Annotated in this window: 15 protein-coding genes; 3 read left to right on the top strand and 12 right to left on the bottom strand. The window is 71.4% G+C overall.

The annotated features are described in order from the left end of the window. Positions 1–250: 250 nt before the first annotated feature. A complete protein-coding gene (gene nsdA / locus B100_RS0129315) occupies positions 251–1,747 on the bottom strand; it encodes a transcriptional repressor NsdA (RefSeq protein WP_024887949.1) in 1,497 nt (498 codons plus the stop codon). Positions 1,748–2,194: 447 nt separating this feature from the next. Between nsdA and B100_RS0129310 the strand changes: the two genes are divergently transcribed. Then, a complete protein-coding gene (locus tag B100_RS0129310) occupies positions 2,195–2,860 on the top strand; it encodes a bifunctional DNA primase/polymerase (protein ID WP_024887948.1) in 666 nt (221 codons plus the stop codon). Between the two features lie 92 nt (positions 2,861–2,952). On the opposite strand, the gene ftsY is transcribed toward B100_RS0129310, so the two are convergent. The 5 genes from ftsY to B100_RS0129285 form a co-directional block, all read right to left on the bottom strand. Beyond that, positions 2,953–4,155 (bottom strand): signal recognition particle-docking protein FtsY, encoded by a 1,203-nt coding sequence (ftsY, locus tag B100_RS0129305; protein ID WP_024887947.1) that lies wholly within the window; start codon positions 4,153–4,155, stop codon positions 2,953–2,955. 401 nt (positions 4,156–4,556) lie between these two features. Beyond that, positions 4,557–5,975 carry a sugar porter family MFS transporter gene (locus B100_RS0129300; protein WP_024887946.1) on the bottom strand — a complete coding sequence of 473 codons (1,419 nt, stop codon included), beginning with the start codon at positions 5,973–5,975 and terminating at the stop codon, positions 4,557–4,559. 205 nt (positions 5,976–6,180) lie between these two features. Further along, positions 6,181–9,792, bottom strand: coding sequence for a chromosome segregation protein SMC (smc, locus tag B100_RS0129295; protein ID WP_024887945.1), 3,612 nt, complete (start codon positions 9,790–9,792; stop codon positions 6,181–6,183). A gap of 296 nt (positions 9,793–10,088) precedes the next feature. Next, entirely contained in the window at positions 10,089–10,292 is a 204-nt protein-coding gene (locus tag B100_RS0129290; protein WP_006130460.1) for a hypothetical protein, read from the bottom strand. A 378-nt stretch (positions 10,293–10,670) separates the two neighbouring features. Beyond that, positions 10,671–10,952, bottom strand: a complete 282-nt coding sequence (locus B100_RS0129285) for an acylphosphatase (protein ID WP_024887944.1) — start codon at positions 10,950–10,952, stop codon at positions 10,671–10,673. A 175-nt stretch (positions 10,953–11,127) separates the two neighbouring features. Between B100_RS0129285 and B100_RS0129280 the strand changes: the two genes are divergently transcribed. Continuing rightward, positions 11,128–12,486: a CAP domain-containing protein gene (locus tag B100_RS0129280; RefSeq protein ID WP_024887943.1), complete on the top strand. Its 1,359-nt coding sequence runs from the start codon at positions 11,128–11,130 to the stop codon at positions 12,484–12,486. Between the two features lie 152 nt (positions 12,487–12,638). Here the strand turns inward: B100_RS0129280 and B100_RS37045 are convergent, their stop codons facing one another. Together B100_RS37045 and B100_RS0129270 are read right to left on the bottom strand one after the other, a co-directional pair. Beyond that, positions 12,639–12,788, bottom strand: coding sequence for a hypothetical protein (locus B100_RS37045; RefSeq protein WP_158686757.1), 150 nt, complete (start codon positions 12,786–12,788; stop codon positions 12,639–12,641). A gap of 48 nt (positions 12,789–12,836) precedes the next feature. Next, positions 12,837–13,286, bottom strand: coding sequence for a GNAT family N-acetyltransferase (locus B100_RS0129270; RefSeq protein ID WP_024887942.1), 450 nt, complete (start codon positions 13,284–13,286; stop codon positions 12,837–12,839). Positions 13,287–13,360: 74 nt separating this feature from the next. On the opposite strand from B100_RS0129270, the gene B100_RS0129265 reads away from it, so the two are divergent. Next, positions 13,361–13,762: a winged helix-turn-helix transcriptional regulator gene (locus B100_RS0129265; protein WP_024887941.1), complete on the top strand. Its 402-nt coding sequence runs from the start codon at positions 13,361–13,363 to the stop codon at positions 13,760–13,762. On the opposite strand, the gene mutM is transcribed toward B100_RS0129265, so the two are convergent. From mutM to B100_RS0129245, 4 genes are all read right to left on the bottom strand, one after another. Further along, entirely contained in the window at positions 13,735–14,619 is an 885-nt protein-coding gene (mutM, locus tag B100_RS0129260; RefSeq protein WP_024887940.1) for a bifunctional DNA-formamidopyrimidine glycosylase/DNA-(apurinic or apyrimidinic site) lyase, read from the bottom strand. The two genes, B100_RS0129265 and mutM, sit on opposite strands and share 28 nt — an antisense overlap. A gap of 84 nt (positions 14,620–14,703) precedes the next feature. Next, the gene (gene rnc, locus B100_RS0129255) at positions 14,704–15,522 is read right to left on the bottom strand and encodes a ribonuclease III (RefSeq protein ID WP_024887939.1); all 819 of its coding nucleotides are present in this window, start codon (positions 15,520–15,522) and stop codon (positions 14,704–14,706) included. A gap of 19 nt (positions 15,523–15,541) precedes the next feature. Beyond that, the gene (rpmF, locus tag B100_RS0129250; protein ID WP_003951102.1) at positions 15,542–15,715 is read right to left on the bottom strand and encodes a 50S ribosomal protein L32; all 174 of its coding nucleotides are present in this window, start codon (positions 15,713–15,715) and stop codon (positions 15,542–15,544) included. Between the two features lie 2 nt (positions 15,716–15,717). Then, complete coding sequence (locus B100_RS0129245; protein WP_024887938.1) at positions 15,718–16,362, bottom strand: YceD family protein; 645 nt, start codon at positions 16,360–16,362, stop codon at positions 15,718–15,720. Positions 16,363–16,446 lie beyond the last annotated feature (84 nt).

The raw sequence follows: 16,446 nt of genomic DNA, 5'->3' as shown, positions 1-16,446 counted from the left end.
GTTTCGGTGGAAGCCCCTCGTTGTTTCGCCGCCGTGACGAAGGCACCCGACGTGTTACGGGTCGATGAACTGCCGGATCCGGGGCGCGCCGATCGTTATCGTGACGCAACCTTCGATGTACGGCCGTGAGCCGTGGCCGGGGAGACACACGACCGGCCGCGGCCGGCCTTCCGAATGACTGGCATGGGGGAGCCGAGTCGGGCAGTTCGGGAGGGCCGGCCGCGGCCGGGGTCCAGGGGTGTTCCTGTGGTCAGACCGCTTCGGCGGTCTCCGGCAGCTCGATCGCGAGCCGCTCGGTGAGTTCGACGACGTCGGCGAGGTCCCCGAAGTCGCGTACGGCGGTGTCGACGGTCTTTCGGATACGAGTGTTGACGCGCTCGGAACGGACCTTCTTGGCGGCCTTGATGGCGTCGGTGGCCAGAACCGTGCTCTGCTCGGGCTCGCGCTGGAGCAGGTGGACGGTGGCCATGCCGATGAGGTTGAGGGCGTAGGAGCGCTGGTGCTCGCCGCCCTCCTGGCCGAAGAGTTCCACGGCCCGCTTCATCAGCGGCTCGGCGAGCGAGGCGTAGGTGGGGCTGCGGCCCGCGACGTAGGCGAGGTCGCGGAAGGAGTGGCTGTTCTCCGCGTACAGCTCGGCCTCGGAGAAGAAGCGGATCCAGTCCGGGTCGGGCTCGTCCCACTCGTCGGCCTCGGCGAAGGTGTCCTCGGCCATGCGGACGGCGCGCTTGCAGCGGCCGGGCTGCCCCATGTTGGCGTAGGCGCGGGCCTCCATCGCATACAGCATCGACTGGGTGCGGGGGCTCGCGCAGTCCCGGCTGCCGTACTGCGCGAGGTGGATGAGCTCCAGGGCGTCCTCGGGGCGGCCGAGGTGGATCATCTGCCGGCTCATGTTGGACAGCACGTAGGAGCCGAGCGGCCGGTCCCCTGCCTCCTTGGCGGCGTGCAGGGCGAGCACGAAGTACTTCTGCGCGGTCGACTGCAGCCCCACGTCGTACGACATCCAGCCCGCGAGCTCGGCCAGCTCGGCGGCGACCTTGAACAGCCGCTTGGTGGCGGCCTCCGGCTGGGGCTCCTGGAGGAGGTCGGTGACCTCGTGGAGCTGCCCGACGACGGCTTTGCGGCGCAGTCCGCCGCCGCACTGGGCGTCCCACTGCCGGAACATCACGGTGGTGGTCTCCAGCAGGTCCAGCTCCGGCTTGGACAGCCGGCCGCGGGCCCGCGCCGAGGAGGGCGCGACGTCCGGCTCGGGCCTGGGGAGGGGGCTGGACGGGGAGGGAACGAGCCAGCGCTGCATGGGCTCGATGAGGGACGGGCCCGCGGAGAGGGCCAGCGAGCTCCCGAGGAAGCCGCGCCGCGCCAGCATCAGGTCGCTGCGCGAGAACTCGCTGAGCAGGGCCACGGTCTGCGGGCCCGTCCAGGGAAGGTCGACGCCGGTCGCGGAGGGTGCCGGGCGGGTGGTGCGCAGGCCCAGGTCCTCCACGGAGACGACGACGCCGAAGCGCTCGGAGAACAGCTCCGACAGGATTCTGGGGATCGGCTCGCGCGGGTTCTCCCCGTCCAGCCAGCGGCGCACGCGGGAGGTGTCGGTGGAGATGTGGTTGGCGCCCAACTGCCGCGCTCTGCGGTTCACTTGGCGGGCGAGCTCCCCCTTGGACCAGCCGCTGCGGACGAACCACGAGGCGAGCATCTCGTTCGGACGCTTCTCCGCACCCGCAGTACTCGTCCCGCCACCGCCGTTGCCGCTCACTGGAACGCCCCCATCCCTGAAGACCACTTGTCGCTGAGTGCGCCAAGCCCTATCAGAATGCCGGTCTTTGGGGCCGCCCGTCCGGCAGTTGCCACCCTTCGAACGGAAAGCCGAGTTGCCTCCGGCATACCCACGAGTGCATGTGCCCCATCCAAGCCGTGCACACACAGTAACCCTACGATCACCGGCCTCACCACGGCGGAACCGTAATCGCCACCATTCGCCACCCCTTCGAATGAACGCACCGTCGTCGACCCGCGATTGACTTGACACAGGACAGACAAGAGCGGATACGGCGATGCACTCAGGGGCGCGCAACGCCCCTCGCACCACCCCTGGCGCACCAAAGCGCTGGTTGGCGCGAGGCGCACCGGGAAGCCGGAAACAGAGAGTCACAGTCTGCGTCCGCTACGTAACCACCGGTACGTCTGACCCGTTGGAGGGGGCATGGGCTTCACGATCGGTATCAGTCGGGGCATCCGTGACATCCGGTCCGGCTCGCGGCGCCGCGGCCGCTCCTCGGACGGCACGGTCGTGGCGGAGTACACCGGACTCTGGGGCTGGGACGTGGTGCCGGGCGTCCGCGCCGTCGCCGGGTCATGCTCCTGCGGCCGCGGCGACTGCCGGGCGCCGGGCGCCCACCCCCTCAGCCTGGCGCCGGTGATCCGCGCGGGCGCGCCGCTGGACGAGGTGACCGCGCGGTGGTCCGAGTTCCCGGGCGCCTCGCTGATGCTGCCGGTCGGGCGGGCGTTCGACGTGATCGAGGTGGCCGAGCCCGCCGGGCGCAACGCCCTGGCCCGGCTGGAGCGCATGGGCCTGCCGGTCGGACCGGTCGCCGCCACCCCGGGCGGGCGCGCCCAGTTCTTCGTCGCCCCGGGCGCCGCGGCGGCCCTGCCCGACCTGCTGTACCGCATGGGCTGGGACGATCCGGCCTCGCTCGACCTGCGCGGCCTCGGACGCGGTACGCACATCACGGCACCGCCCTCGGACCGCGGCGGCCTCGGACCGGTGCGCTGGCTGCGCTCCCCCGCCCTGGACTCCGCTTCCCGGCCGCCCGAGGCCCGGCTCCTGCTCGGCACCCTGGCGTACGTGGCGCACCGGTCGGGCATGTAGCCCCTCCGCACACGGCTCCGACACGGCGAAGCGCCCGTCCCCCGGCGGTCCGGGGGCGGGCGCTTTCGCGTTCCGTGGTCGGGAGGTGGGCGTCACTCCCCGAGGAGCGCGTCCACGAAGGCTCCGGGCTCGAACGGCGCGAGGTCGTCCGCGCCCTCGCCGAGCCCGATCAGCTTGACCGGGACGCCCAGCTCGCGCTGGACGGCGATGACGATGCCGCCCTTGGCCGTGCCGTCGAGCTTGGTGAGCACGATGCCGGTGATGTCGACGACCTCGGCGAAGACCCGTGCCTGCACCAGACCGTTCTGACCGGTGGTGGCGTCGAGCACCAGCAGCACCTCGTCCAGCGGGGCCTGCTTCTCCACGACCCGCTTGACCTTGCCGAGCTCGTCCATGAGGCCCGTCTTGGTGTGCAGCCGGCCGGCGGTGTCGATGAGCACCGCGTCGGCGTCCATCTCCTTGCCCTCCTTGACCGCGTCGAACGCGACGGAGGCCGGGTCGCCGCCCTCGGGGCCGCGCACGATGTGGGCGCCCACCCGCTCGCCCCAGGTCTGCAGCTGGTCGGCGGCGGCGGCACGGAAGGTGTCGGCGGCGCCCAGGACGACGGTGTTGCCGTCGGCGACCAGGACCCGGGCGAGCTTGCCGGTGGTGGTGGTCTTGCCGGTGCCGTTGACACCGACCACCATCACGACGCCGGGGCCGCCGGCCTCGTTCTCGGTGTGCACGGTGCGGTCCATCTGCGGACCGACCAGGGTGACCAGTTCCTCGCGGAGCAGCCCGCGCAGTTCCTCGGGGGTGCGGGTGCCCAGCACCTTGACCCGCTCGCGCAGCCGGTCGACCAGCTCCTGGGTGGGCTGGACGCCGACGTCGGCGGTGAGCAGGGTGTCCTCGATCTCCTCCCAGGTGTCCTCGTCCAGGTGCTCGCGGGACAGCAGGGTGAGCAGACCCTTGCCCAGGGCGTTCTGGGAGCGGGAGAGACGGGCCCGCAGCCGGATCAGCCGGCCGGCGGTGGGCTCCGGGATCTCGATCTCGGGAGCCTCGGCGGCGGACGGTTCCTCGATGACGACGGGACCGGCGCCCGCCGGAAGATCAACCTCCTCGATGGTGCGCCGCGGTTCCTCCCGCGGCGTCTCGGCCTCTTCGCCGACGTGCGGCTCGGCCGGCGGGGCGGTGATGTCGGGCGCTGCGGGCGGCGGCGGGGGCAGCGGCTTCTTGCGCCGGCTCCCGACGATCAGCCCGCCGAGCGCACCGAGCACGACCACGGCGATGACTACAGCAAGGATGACGATGTCCATAACGCGTCCAGTATCAGCCATGCGCCCCCCACGACCCCCGCACCCGACGCGCGCCCCTCAAGACACAAGAACCCCCGCGCCCGCCAGGGGCGCGGGGAACCGCGCGCCCAGCCACAGTGGCCGGCACGCCGTCCACTCCGAAGGCACCGCCCCCTCAGGGGCGCGGGGAACCGCGCGCCCAGCCCCAACGGCCGGCACGCGGTCCACTCAGCAGCAACCACCCCTCCAGGGGCGCGGGGAACTGCGCGATCAACCCCCACCCACCCGCACGGACCCACGAACACGCCACCGCCCCAGCTCGGACAAACCCGAGCCAGGGCAGCAGGTGAACCTCACACGAGAGGCAGGGCCGGCGGGGAGCAACCCCCAACCCCCGGGCAAAGGGGGGAGGACGAGGGGCGTCAGCCCATCTCCTCCAGCCGCTTCCCCTTCGTCTCCTTTACGAACTTCAACACGAACGGAATGGAGAGCGCCGCGAACACCGTGTAGATCACATACGTGACGGACAGGTTCCAGTCCGCCAGCGACGGGAAGCTCGCGGTGATGGCCCAGTTGGCGATCCACTGCGCGGCCGCGGCGACACCGAGGGCGGCGGCCCGGATCCGGTTCGGGAACATCTCGCCGAGCATGACCCACACGACCACACCCCACGACAGGGCGAAGAAGAGGACGAAGACGTGGGCGGCGATCAGGGCCACCCAGCCCTGCGTGGCGGGCAGCTGGCCGTCGACGAGGTTCGCGGAGAACGCCCAGGCCTCCAGCGCCAGACCGATCACCATGCCGACCGAGCCGATGATGGCGAGCGGCCGGCGGCCGATGCGGTCGACGAAGATCATCGCGATCACCGTGCCGACGATGTTGATGATCGACGTGGTGAACGAGTAGAAGAAGGAGTCCGACGGGTCGACGCCGACCGACTGCCACAGCGTGGCCGAGTAGTAGAAGGCGACGTTGATGCCGACGAACTGCTGGAACACCGACAGGCCGATGCCGACCCAGACGATCGGCTTGAAGAAGAAGCTGCCGCCGAGCAGGTCCTTGAAGCTGGACTTCTCCTCGCGGTGCATGCCGGTCTCGATCTCGGAGACGCGGGCGTCGAGGTCGATGTCGCCGCCCTCGACCTCGGTGAGGATCTGCTTGGCGCGCTCGTGCTTGCCGACGGAGATCAGGTAGCGCGGGGACTCGGGGATGGCGAAGGACAGCAGGCCGTAGAGGACCGCCGGGACCACCATGACGCCGAGCATGACCTGCCAGGCCTCCAGGCCCATCAGCTCACCGCGCTGGTCCCCGTCGGCCGCGTTCAGGATGCCCCAGTTGACGAGCTGGGAGACGGCGATGCCGACGACGATCGCGGCCTGCTGGAAGGAGCCGAGGCGGCCGCGGTAGGCGGGCGGGGCGACCTCGGCGATGTAGGCCGGGCCGATGACGGAGGCCATGCCGATGGCGAAGCCGCCGACGACCCGCCAGAAGGCGAGGTCCCACAGCGCGAAGGGCAGCGCGGAGCCGACGGCGCTGACGGTGAACAGGACCGCGGCGATCTGCATGCACCGGATACGTCCGATGCGGTCGGCTATCCGGCCCGCGGTGGCGGCGCCGATCGCACAGCCGATCAGCGCGATGGCGATGACCTGGGCGAGTGCGGCCGAGCCGATGTCGTAGCGGTCGCGGACGGCCTCGACGGCGCCGTTGATCACGGAGCTGTCGTAGCCGAAGAGGAAGCCGCCCATGGCGGCGGCCGCTGCGATGAAGATGACGTGCCCGAGATGTTCGGGGTGAGCCGTCCGGGCTCCTGTTGTGTGTGCCTGCGCGGTGCTGGTCACGTGTACTCCTCGGGCCACCGGCAACGTCGCCGGGTGGGGGTCAGCCCTTCTAGGTTCCAGCCATAGGCACCTGAAGGTAAGAACAACATTGCAGAGACTATGTCTTCAATTATTGAAGTCAAGAGGTGCGCAGATGTGAGCTTCAAGACGCAGGAGCCCGTGCCGAACCCAGAAGGTGTTCACATCTTGAAGAAGTTGAGCCGCTTCAGCGGAGACGCTGACTGATGACCTTTGACACGCCGTCGCCCTGCATGGAGACGCCGTAGAGCGCGTCGGCGACCTCCATGGTGCGCTTCTGATGCGTGATCACGATCAGCTGGGAGGCTTCCTGGAGCTCCTGCATGATCCGGATCAGCCGCTGGAGGTTGGTGTCGTCGAGCGCGGCCTCGACCTCGTCCATCACGTAGAACGGGCTGGGGCGCGCCTTGAAGATCGACACGAGCAGCGCCACGGCGGTCAGGGAGCGTTCGCCGCCCGACAGCAGCGACAGCCGCTTGACCTTCTTGCCGGGCGGACGCGCCTCGACGTCCACACCCGTGGTGAGCATGTTGTCGGGGTCGGTCAGCACCAGGCGCCCCTCCCCACCCGGGAAGAGCCGGGAGAAGACGCCTTCGAACTCCCGGGCGGTGTCCCGGTAGGCCTCGGTGAAGACCTGCTCGACGCGTTCGTCGACCTCCTTGACGACCTGGAGCAGGTCCGCGCGGGTCTTCTTCAGGTCCTCCAGCTGCTCGCTGAGGAACTGGTGGCGTTCCTCCAGCGCCGCGAACTCCTCCAGGGCGAGCGGGTTCACCTTGCCGAGCTGCTGGTAGGCACGCTCGGCCGCCTTCAGGCGCTTCTCCTGCTCGGCCCGTACGAAGGGGCGGGGCCTGTTGCGCGGGTGCTCCGGGTCCTCCGGCAGCCGCTCGCCGTCGGCGGGGGGCGAGGGCGGCACCAACTGGTGCGGTCCGTACTCCGCCACCAGCCCGGCCGGTTCGACACCCAGTTCCTCCAGCGCCTTCGCCTCCAGCTGCTCCATCCGCAGCCGCTTCTCCGCTCCTAGTACCTCGCCTCGGTGAACCGAATCCGTCAACTTGTCGAGTTCCGCCTTGAGATCGCGTCCCTCGGTGCGGGCGCGGGCGAGTTCCTCCTCACGCCGGGCCTTGGCGGCCTCGGCCGCAGTGCGCTCCTCGGCGGCGCGGGTCAGGGACACCTCGACGTGCGCGAGCAGCTGGCGGGCGCCCGCGGCGACGGCGCCCGCCACCTCGGCCTCGTGGCGCAGCCGGGCCCTGCGCTGTTCCGCACGCGCGCGTGCCTCGCGTTCCGCGCGGGCGGCCCGGTCCAGGGAGTCGGCCCGTCCGGCCAGCCCCTTCACCCGCTCCTCGTGCGTACGGACCTGGAGGCGGGCTTCCATCTCCGTCTGGCGGGCGTTGGCCCCGTCCGCGGCGAGCCGGTCGCGTACGGCGGTGTCGGGCTCCTCCTCGAACGGCATCTCCTCGGCGGTCTCGAGCCGCTCGGCGAGTTCCTCGGCGTCGGCGAGCGCCTTGTCCAGGGCCTCCTGCGCCCGGGCGGCGGCGGCCCCGGCCCGCTCTGCCTCGCCCGCGGCGCCCCTGGCCTGGCCGGCGAGCCGCCCCAGCCGCTGGGCGACGGTGGACTTCTCCCGGTCGGCGGCCCGCCGCCGCTCCCCCAGTTCCTCGACGAGGGCCGCGCACTCGCGGCGCCGGTGGGCCGCCTCCTCCTGTGCCTCGGCCAGCTTCTCGCAGCGCACCGCGAGTTCCTCCAGCTCGGCGGCGGCCTCGTCGACGGACGCCTGCACCTCCAGCAGGCTGGGGGCGCCGGCCGAACCGCCCTGCGCGAAGTGGGCGCCGAGCAGGTCTCCCTCGGCGGTGACGGCGGTGAGGTCGGGGCGGGCGTAGACCAGGTCCTCGGCGTCCTCGAGGGTGCCGACGACGACCATGCCGTGCAGCAGGCGGCGCACGGCGGGCATGAGGTCGCCGGGGCCGCTGACGAGGCGCTCCGCGGGGAGGGGGGTTCCGGAGGGGGGCGTGGGTGCGGGTGCGTCATGGCGGGGCGCACTGTTCCCCGCGCCCCTGGGCGTGGTCTCGCCTGCGGTGTCGGAGGACGGGCCCGTCACCAGGAGGGCGGCCCGGCCCGCATCCTGTTTGCGCAGGAGACGGATGGCGTCGGCCGCGGCGGAAGGGGTGGTGACCGCCAGGGCGTCCGCGGCCGCGCCGAACGCGGCGGCGAGGGCCACCTCGTGGCCGGGCGACACGGTCAGCAGTTCCGCGGCGGGTCCGAGCAGTCCGTGCAGACGGTCCTGCGCCTCAAGGAGCGCCCCGCTGCCGTCCTTGCGGCGCAGGCCGAGCGCCAGCGCCTCGTGGCGTGCCTGGGTCGCGGCCCGTTTCCTCTCCGCGGCGGTGGCCGCCTCGCGTGCGGCGGTGAGGGCGGCCTCGGCCTCGGCGAGCCCGCGTCTGGCCTCCTCGTGCCGCTCGGCGAGTTCCGCGTCCCCCGCGTCGAGGCCGTCGACCTCCGCCTTGAGGGTCTCGTACTCCTCCTGGGCGGTGACGGCCCGCTGCTGGGCCTCGTCCCGGGCGGCGGCCAGCCGCTCGATCTCGGCCTGGGCGGCGGCGGCCCGGGAACGGGCGGCGCCCACCTGTCCCTTGAGCCGGGCGAGCCCTTCGCGCCGGTCCGCGATGGCGCGGGCGACGTCCTTCAGGCGCCGTTCCTCCTGCGCCAGCTCGCGCTCCAGTTCGGCGCGGTGGGCGACCGTGTCCTCCAGGGCGCGTTCGGCCGCCTCCAGGGCGGCCTCCAGTTCGGCCTCCTGCTCGCGGAAGCGGGCGGCCTCACGCTCCATGTCCTCGGGATCCCGGCCGCGTCGTTCCTCGGGGGGCGCGGAGGTGGCGCTCTTCACGCGCGCGTCGGCGAGGGAGACGGTGCCGCGGACCCGTTCGGCGAGCTGGGAGAGCTCGTACCAGGTCTGCTGGGCGTTCCGCAGCCGCGGGGTGAGCCGGCGTACCTCGTCCTCCAGGAGGGCCTCGCGCTGGAGGGCCTTCCTCAGGTCGGCCTCGGCGGCCTCCTTGCGCTCCTTGAGAGCGGCCTCGTCGGCGATCTCGGCCTGGAGCGCCTCACGCAGCCTCACGAGGTCGTCGGCGAGGAGGCGCAGGCGCGCGTCGCGCAGGTCGGCCTGGATGACGGCGGCCCGGCGGGCGACGGCAGCCTGCCGACCGAGGGGCTTGAGCTGCCGGCGGAGCTCGTCGGTGAGGTCCTGCACGCGCGCGAGGTTGGCCTGCATCGCGTCCAGCTTGCGCAGCGCCTTCTCCTTGCGCTTGCGATGCTTGAGGACGCCGGCCGCTTCTTCGATGAAGGCGCGGCGGCCCATGGGGTCGGCGTGCAGGACGGAGTCGAGCTGGCCCTGGCCGACGATGACGTGCATCTCACGGCCGATGCCGGAGTCGGACAGCAGTTCCTGGATGTCCAGCAGGCGGCAGGTGTCGCCGTTGATCTGGTACTCGCTGCCGCCGTTGCGGAACATGATCCGCGTGATCGTGACCTCGGCGTACTCGATGGGGAGGGCGCCGTCGGAGTTGTCGATGGTCAGCGACACCTCGGCGCGGCCCAGCGGCGGGCGGCCGGTGGTGCCGGCGAAGATGACGTCCTCCATCTTGCCGCCGCGCAGCGACTTGGCGCCCTGCTCGCCCATGACCCAGCTGAGCGCGTCCACCACGTTGGACTTGCCCGAGCCGTTCGGACCGACGACGCAGGTGATCCCCGGCTCGAACCGGAGCGTGGTCGCGGAGGCGAACGACTTGAAGCCGCGGAGGGTCAGGGCCTTGAGGTGCACGCCGTCGGACTCTACCCGCCGGGCATGTCTCACTCCATGAGCGCGCGGTTTCGCGGGTGAACGCGCAGGGCATGCCAGACGTTAAGACGATGAAAGGGTGCGCGGGACAGAGACTTCCCCGCGCGGGGTTCGCGACGTTGCCGCGTGAGTGTGCACGGCGCGTGCGGTGCGGGTGTCCGGGACGCGGAGGAGAAAGAAAGAAGGGACGCCGGAGCGTCCCTTGCAGTTCTGACTGCCTGGCGGTGGTGACGGGCAAGCCCGACCACTGCGCTGCTGTTCGTGGAGCGATGCAGTGATCAGGTGAGCGCAGGCTCCGCCTGGTGTGCGTCAACGCTCTCCATGATCCTGTCGTGAGAAGCGGCAGCCTTCAGGGCGTCCTTCTCGGCCTGGATCCGTACGAGCTCGGATTCCAGGTCCTGGACGCGCTGCTGGAGCCGTCGCATCTCGGCGAGGAGTCGCGGGTCGGAGCCGCCGACGTAACCGAGAAGCGCCTTTGCCATGATGGATGGTCCTCCACAATGAGTGACCGACCGATGCGGTGTGGGTCGTGAGGGATTCGCACCCGCGGTGCTTGGCAAGCCTGGAGTTGTACTGCCGTTCAGCCATGCCAAACAGCTAAGGTGCGCGGGGCTTTTAGCGTCTCACCAAAAAGTTTGAGGGTCAACACGATCACGCCCCGTATTGGCGGACAACCGGGTGCGCACGGCCGGGAAGCGGCGGCGTCGCGATCCTCACGGGTCCTCGGGACGTGGCGATCATCTTGGCGGGCGACGCCCGCGGTGGCAAGCCGTTCTCCTCAATCACCAGGAGTTTCTCCCCGCTGACGGCGTGCGACAGCAGTCAAGGAGTGCGCGTCCCGGCCGGCCGGGCGGGGCCCGTCAGCGGATCGCGAAGCCGTCGTAGCCGCCGCGAGGTGTGTCCCAGATCTCGGTCACTCCGTCCACGCGCCCGGGCGTGTCGCCGGCCTGGAGCCACTCCAGCAGACCTTCGCAGTGGTTACGGGGGCCCTCGGCGACCACCTGCACCCTGCCGTCACCCAGATTGAGGGCGAAGCCCCGCAGGCCGCCGATCTCCAGCGCCTTGGCCCGGGTGAACCAGCGGAAGCCCACACCCTGGACACGTCCCCGCACCCAGGCGACCAGTCGCACATCCTCGCTCATGCCTGCAACCTAACCGGACAAAGTCACACCGGGCACTCCGCCCCCTGGCGCCATGCGGTAGCGTCCCCACCCATGAATCTCATATGAAACTCACTCCTTCGTGTGAGTTTCGTGATCATTGGGTTTCGGGCTGGTCGCGAGACGAGTCGACCGCAAGGACGAGGAAGGCCACGACATGGGACGCCACCGACGCTCCGACGCCGGCCGCGCCGCCACGAGCCGCGACGCCGGGGTCACTCACCACGACGGCTTCTTCGGGGAAGGCCAGGACCCGCTGGGCGCCGGATCCGACGGCCCGCCCACCATGGGCACCGCGCCGTACCTGAACCCCGAGGCCTACGCGGAGACGTACGCCCGCAGCGAGGCCTACCTGTACGCGACGGAGGGTGCGCCGTCCCAGGCCGGCGGCAACGGCCTCCCCCGGGGTGGTTTCCCCGACGGCATCCCTGCCCCCTCCCCCGCGCCCGCCCCGGAGCACCGGCCCGGTCCCGCCGCGTACGCGTACGCCGGTGACGCGGCCGGTCAGCCCACGGTGGGCGGCGCCTTCCCGGGCCCCCGCACCGCCGAGTACGACTTCGCGGTGCACTCGTTCGCCGCCGACCCGCTCCCCGACCTTGACGTGACCCCGCGCCGCCGCCCGGTCCGCACCGCTGAGACGTCCTCCGTCGGCGCCGACGACCGGCCCGGCAGCGGGCACCGGCGCAAGAAGAAGAAGGCCGCGACACCGGTCCGCACCGGGCTGCTGGGCGTGTCCGCCGCAGTGGCGCTCGGCACGGTCGCGGTGGCCACCGGTGCGGTGCCCGGCCTGGAGAACTACAAGCTCGGCGGCGACCGCGCCTCCAGCGACGAGGTCCAGGCCGGCGGCGTGGCGACCAACCTGCCGACCGAGCAGGGCGGCACGTCCGGATCCGTCGAGACGCCCAGCCGGGACGCCGGTGCCCCGGCGAGCCGTGACGGCGGGCGCTCCGTGTCCCCGAAGCCCTCCGCGTCCGCGCCGTCCGCCTCGACCGCGCCGACGAAGGCTCCCGAGAAGGCCCCGGAGAAGACGGAGTCCGCGGCCGCGCCGGAGAAGACCGAGGAGGAGGCGCCGGCCCGCAAGGCGACGCCGGAGCCCGAGCGGAAGACCGGCAACCAGGGCAAGGGTCCGGTCTCGGCCGAGGTCGCCGCCGGCGCGGAGGTGCTGCGGCTGGTCAACGCGGAGCGGGCCAAGGTGGGCTGCAGCCCGGTCACCACGGACAACGCGCTCGCCGCACTGGCCACCGCCTTCAGTGACGACATGGCCGACCGCGGCTTCTTCGACCACACGGACCCCGACGGCGACACCCCGTGGGACAGGGCCCAGGCGGCCGGCATAGCCAACCTCGGCGGCGAGAACATAGCCCGGGGCCAGGCGGACGCCGAGGCGGTCATGGAGGCCTGGATGAACAGCCCCGGCCACAAGGCGAACATCCTGAACTGCGACTTCAAGACTCTGGGCGTAGGCGTCCACATGGGCCCGGGCGGCCCTTGGTGGACCCAGAACTTCGGCTACTGAGCCCCCACGGACGACTCGGCCCGGGCGCCGGCCGGCAGCATCAACGGCTCCTGGAGGCCTGGCGACCGGCGCCCTTGGTCTGTCTCAGGCGGGCGGCGCCGGCCCTTCGTCGTCGGTCGCCTCGCCTTGAGGCGCTGCATCCCGATCGCCAGTCACACCGGCGCCGACACGACGGCAAGGATCAGCATGATCGCCCCGCCTCCGTCCGGACGTGCGACGAACCACAGCGCGATCATCGCCGTCCACATGCCCGCGAGGGCGAATGCCACCGTCGGGCCGGACAGCACGCTGCGTGCCTTCACGGCTCCCCCCTCTCCACAGGAGGGCGTCCACCCGAGGCGGCACCGGTCTCACGGAGTGACAGCCAGCAGCGGAAGCACGCGACCCGGGATCGAGCCCGACGGCGTCTCGCCGATCCGTTCCGCGCCCATCGCTCGGTAGAACGGCTGCGCGTTCGGGTCGGCGTCGATCGTCAGGCGGTGGAAGCCGGCGGCCCTGGCCGTGTCGAGGGCGTGTGCGAAGAGGGCGCGGCCGATGCCCTGGCCGAGGACCGACGGGTCCACGAACATCATGCCCACCGCGCCTTCCGGCGGCCGGCCGTCCACCGTCGTGAAGCCGAGGACGCGGCCGTGCCGTTCGGCCAACGCGGTCCGCCGCTCCCCCACCTCCGCCGGGCGGACGGTCAGTTCCTCCCGGCACGACGCCATGAACGCCTCGTCGTAGCCCCAGTGGGCCTTCGACCGAAGCGCCAGTTCGATCAGCTCGCCTGCCTCGTCGGGCCGGGCATCCCGGATCAACACGATCACTCTCCCCCTTGCTTACCAGCAGTAAGCGTCACCCTTTGGTAAGCGCTGCTCTGAAGTACGCTGGATGCATGACGACCGCGCAGTCGGCCTCCGAGGACCGGGACCTTCCCTTCAACGTGTTCGCCAAGTCCTGCCCCTCCCGCGTCACGCTGGAGCATGTGACCGGGCGCTGGGGGGCGCTGACCCTGGGCGCGCTGTACGAGGGCTCGCTGCGGTTCAACGAGCTGCGGCGACGGGTCGACGGCGTCAGCGAGAAGATGCTGTCGCAGACCCTGCACGCGCTGGAGCGCGACGGCCTGGTGCACCGTGAGGCCCAGCTGACCAACCCGCCCCGGGTGGACTACGAGCTGACTCCGCTCGGCCGCGAGGTGGCCGGGCAGCTGCTGGCCCTCATCCGCCTCCTGGAGGACCGCATGGACACCGTCCTCGAGGCCCGTGAGCGCTACGACACGGCGCGCGGCGCCCGCTGACACCTCGGGCAGAAGTAGCTGGAGCGGTTCATCCACGCCCGTCGGCGTATCGGCGTCCCGCAGCGGCGGCACGGCAGACCCTCGCGGCCGTACGCGTCCAGGGACCGGTCGAAGTAGCCGGACTCCCCGTTGACGTTGACGTAGAGGCTGTCGAAGCTGGTGCCGCCGGCGACGAGGGCCGCGTTCATCACGTCGCGGACGTGGCCCAGCAGCTGCGACGTGCGCGGGCGGGTGAAGCCCGCCGTCGGGCGCTCGTAGTGGATGCGGGCCCGCCACAGCGCCTCGTCGGCGTAGATGTTGCCGACGCCGCTGATCAGCGACTGGTCGAGCAGCGCCCGCTTGATGGTGGTCCGCTTGCGGCGCAGGGCCTGGTGGAAGGCCTCCTCGTCGAACAGCGGGTCGAGCGGGTCCCGGGCGATGTGCGCGATGACGTCGGGCAGTCCGTCGGGGGTGTTGTCGTGCAGCGACAGACCGCCGAAGGTGCGCTGGTCGACGAAGCGCAGCTCGGTGTCGCCCGCCGGTCCCTCGTCCGGTGACTGCGGCTCGGTGAAGCGGACGCGGATCCGCAGGTGCTTCTCGTCCGGCGCCGCGTGCGGCTGCATCAGCAGCTGGCCGCTCATGCCGAGGTGGGCCAGCACCGACTCGTCGGTGTCCTCCAGCGGCAGCCACAGGTACTTGCCGCGGCGGCGCGGGACGCCGATGCGGTGGCCCTTCAGCCGGTGGACGAAGTCGTCGGCGCCGGCCAGGTGACGGCGTACCGCGCGCGGGTGCAGGACCTCGGCGTCGGCGACGGTCCGGTGGGCGACCCACCGCTCGAGACCGCGCCGTACGACCTCGACCTCGGGCAGCTCGGGCATGGTGTCCCTCCCAGGACCGGTGGAACGTGCACCGAGCGCCCGCCCCGGGTGCGGGGCGGGCGCTCGGGTCGCGCGCGTACTACGTCAGGCGGAGGCCGACGGGGCGTCGGCGCTCTTGGCGGAGGCTCCGGCCTCGGCGGCCTGGACGACCTGTTCGGCCTCCTGAGCCGCCTTGGCCCGCTCGTCCGCCGCGGCCCGGATGGACCGCCACGCGGACTCGGCGGCTTGCTGCTCCGCCTCCTTCTTGCTGCGGCCGGTGCCGGTGCCGTACGAGACGCCTCCGACGCGGGCGGCAGCAGTGAAGGTCTTCTCATGGTCGGGGCCGGTCTCCGTGACCAGGTACTCGGGAACACCGAGCCCCTCGGTCGCGGTGAGCTCCTGGAGACTGGTCTTCCAGTCCAGGCCGGCTCCCAGGTTCGAAGACTTCTCGATCAGCGGGTCGAACAGGCGGTGCACCAGCTCCGCCGCCGATTCCAGGCCCTGGTCGAGGTAGACAGCACCGATCACCGCTTCCAGGGTGTCGGCGAGGATGGACGCCTTGTCCCGGCCGCCCGTTCCCTCTTCACCGCGGCCCAGCCGGATGAAGGAGCCGAGGTCGAGCCCGCGGCCCACCTCCGCCAGCGCACGCGAGTTGACCACCGCGGCCCGCAGCTTGGCCAGCTGGCCTTCGGGCAGGTCGGGGTGGGTGCGGTACAGCGTGTCGGTGACGACGAGGCCGAGCACGGAGTCCCCGAGGAACTCCAGCCGCTCGTTCGTCGGCAGACCGCCGTTCTCGTACGCGTAGGAACGATGGGTCAGCGCACGCACCAGAAGGGCGGACTCGAGCTTGTAGCCGAGCCGCCCTTCCAGAAGCGTGTGGGACGAGGCCTGGTTGTCCGCAGAGTTTTTCTTCGGCGTGGACACAGTGCCTCTCACCAGCCGCTCAGACCTCGAGGACCTGGCGCTTGTTGTAAGTGCCGCAAGACGGGCACGCGATGTGCTGCTGCTTGGGCTCGTGGCAGCGCTCGCACGCAACCAGGGTGGGGACCGCAGCCTTCCACTGCGACCGGCGGTGGCGCGTGTTGCTGCGCGACATCTTCCGCTTCGGAACAGCCACGGCTACTTCTCCTGCTTCTCGTCGACGCCTGCGTCGGCGCCGCTCATCTCGTCCTTCTCGCCGTCCTTCATGGTGCCGGCGAGTCCCTGCAATGCCGCCCAACGGATGTCGACGGCGTCGTGGTGGTGGTCCGGGTCGTCCGCCAGCCGCACTCCGCACTCGGAGCACAGACCCGGGCAGTCTTCCTGGCACACCGGCTGCATCGGCAGTGCGAGCACCACCGCATCACGCAGCACCGGCTCGAGGTCGAACAAGCCGTCCTCGAGGAGGAGCCTGTCCTCGTCGTCCTCGGCGTCGTCGCCCGGTTCCGCGGTCACGCGGCCCCGGTCGTCGGCGTCAGGGTACGAGAACATCTCCTGGTAGTCCGCTTCGAGCTCCAGCTCGACCGGCTCCAGACACCTTACGCACTCCCCCTTGGCCTTGGCACGGGCGGTGCCTGTGACAAGCACACCTTCCATGACCGACTCGAGCCGCAGTTCGAGCTCCACCGGGGCGCCTTCCGGCACTCCGACGACTCCCTGGATCCCGAGATCCAGCGGAGCGTCGACCGTACGGGTCAGGCGCTGCAGCGCACCGGGCCGCCTCCCCAGCTCGTGCGTGTCGAACACGAGGGGGTTGCGGTGGTCGAGGCGGGCGTTCAGAGCCATTCCTGCTTTCGATCTTCGAGCTCAGAGTGGGGGGCTGCCGTCCGGTGCTTCCCGGGCAGCGTGGATCGCGGTCATACGCGCGAC

Source organism: Streptomyces sp. CNH189 (assembly GCF_000527195.1).
The sequence above is the reverse complement of the archived record's forward strand: the minus strand, read 5'-3'. Positions and strand labels throughout refer to the sequence as shown.

What these genes read in the sequence shown, in the direction of transcription:
- B100_RS0129310 (WP_024887948.1), top strand. Translation starts at nt 2,195, where the DNA reads ATGGGCTTCACGATCGGTATCAGTCGGGGCATCCGTGACATCCGGTCC.
- ftsY (WP_024887947.1), bottom strand. Translation starts at nt 4,155, where the DNA reads ATGGACATCGTCATCCTTGCTGTAGTCATCGCCGTGGTCGTGCTCGGT.
- B100_RS0129290 (WP_006130460.1), bottom strand. Translation starts at nt 10,292, where the DNA reads ATGGCAAAGGCGCTTCTCGGTTACGTCGGCGGCTCCGACCCGCGACTC.
- B100_RS0129285 (WP_024887944.1), bottom strand. Translation starts at nt 10,952, where the DNA reads ATGAGCGAGGATGTGCGACTGGTCGCCTGGGTGCGGGGACGTGTCCAG.
- B100_RS0129280 (WP_024887943.1), top strand. Translation starts at nt 11,128, where the DNA reads ATGGGACGCCACCGACGCTCCGACGCCGGCCGCGCCGCCACGAGCCGC.
- B100_RS0129265 (WP_024887941.1), top strand. Translation starts at nt 13,361, where the DNA reads ATGACGACCGCGCAGTCGGCCTCCGAGGACCGGGACCTTCCCTTCAAC.
- mutM (WP_024887940.1), bottom strand. Translation starts at nt 14,619, where the DNA reads ATGCCCGAGCTGCCCGAGGTCGAGGTCGTACGGCGCGGTCTCGAGCGG.
- B100_RS0129245 (WP_024887938.1), bottom strand. Translation starts at nt 16,362, where the DNA reads ATGGCTCTGAACGCCCGCCTCGACCACCGCAACCCCCTCGTGTTCGAC.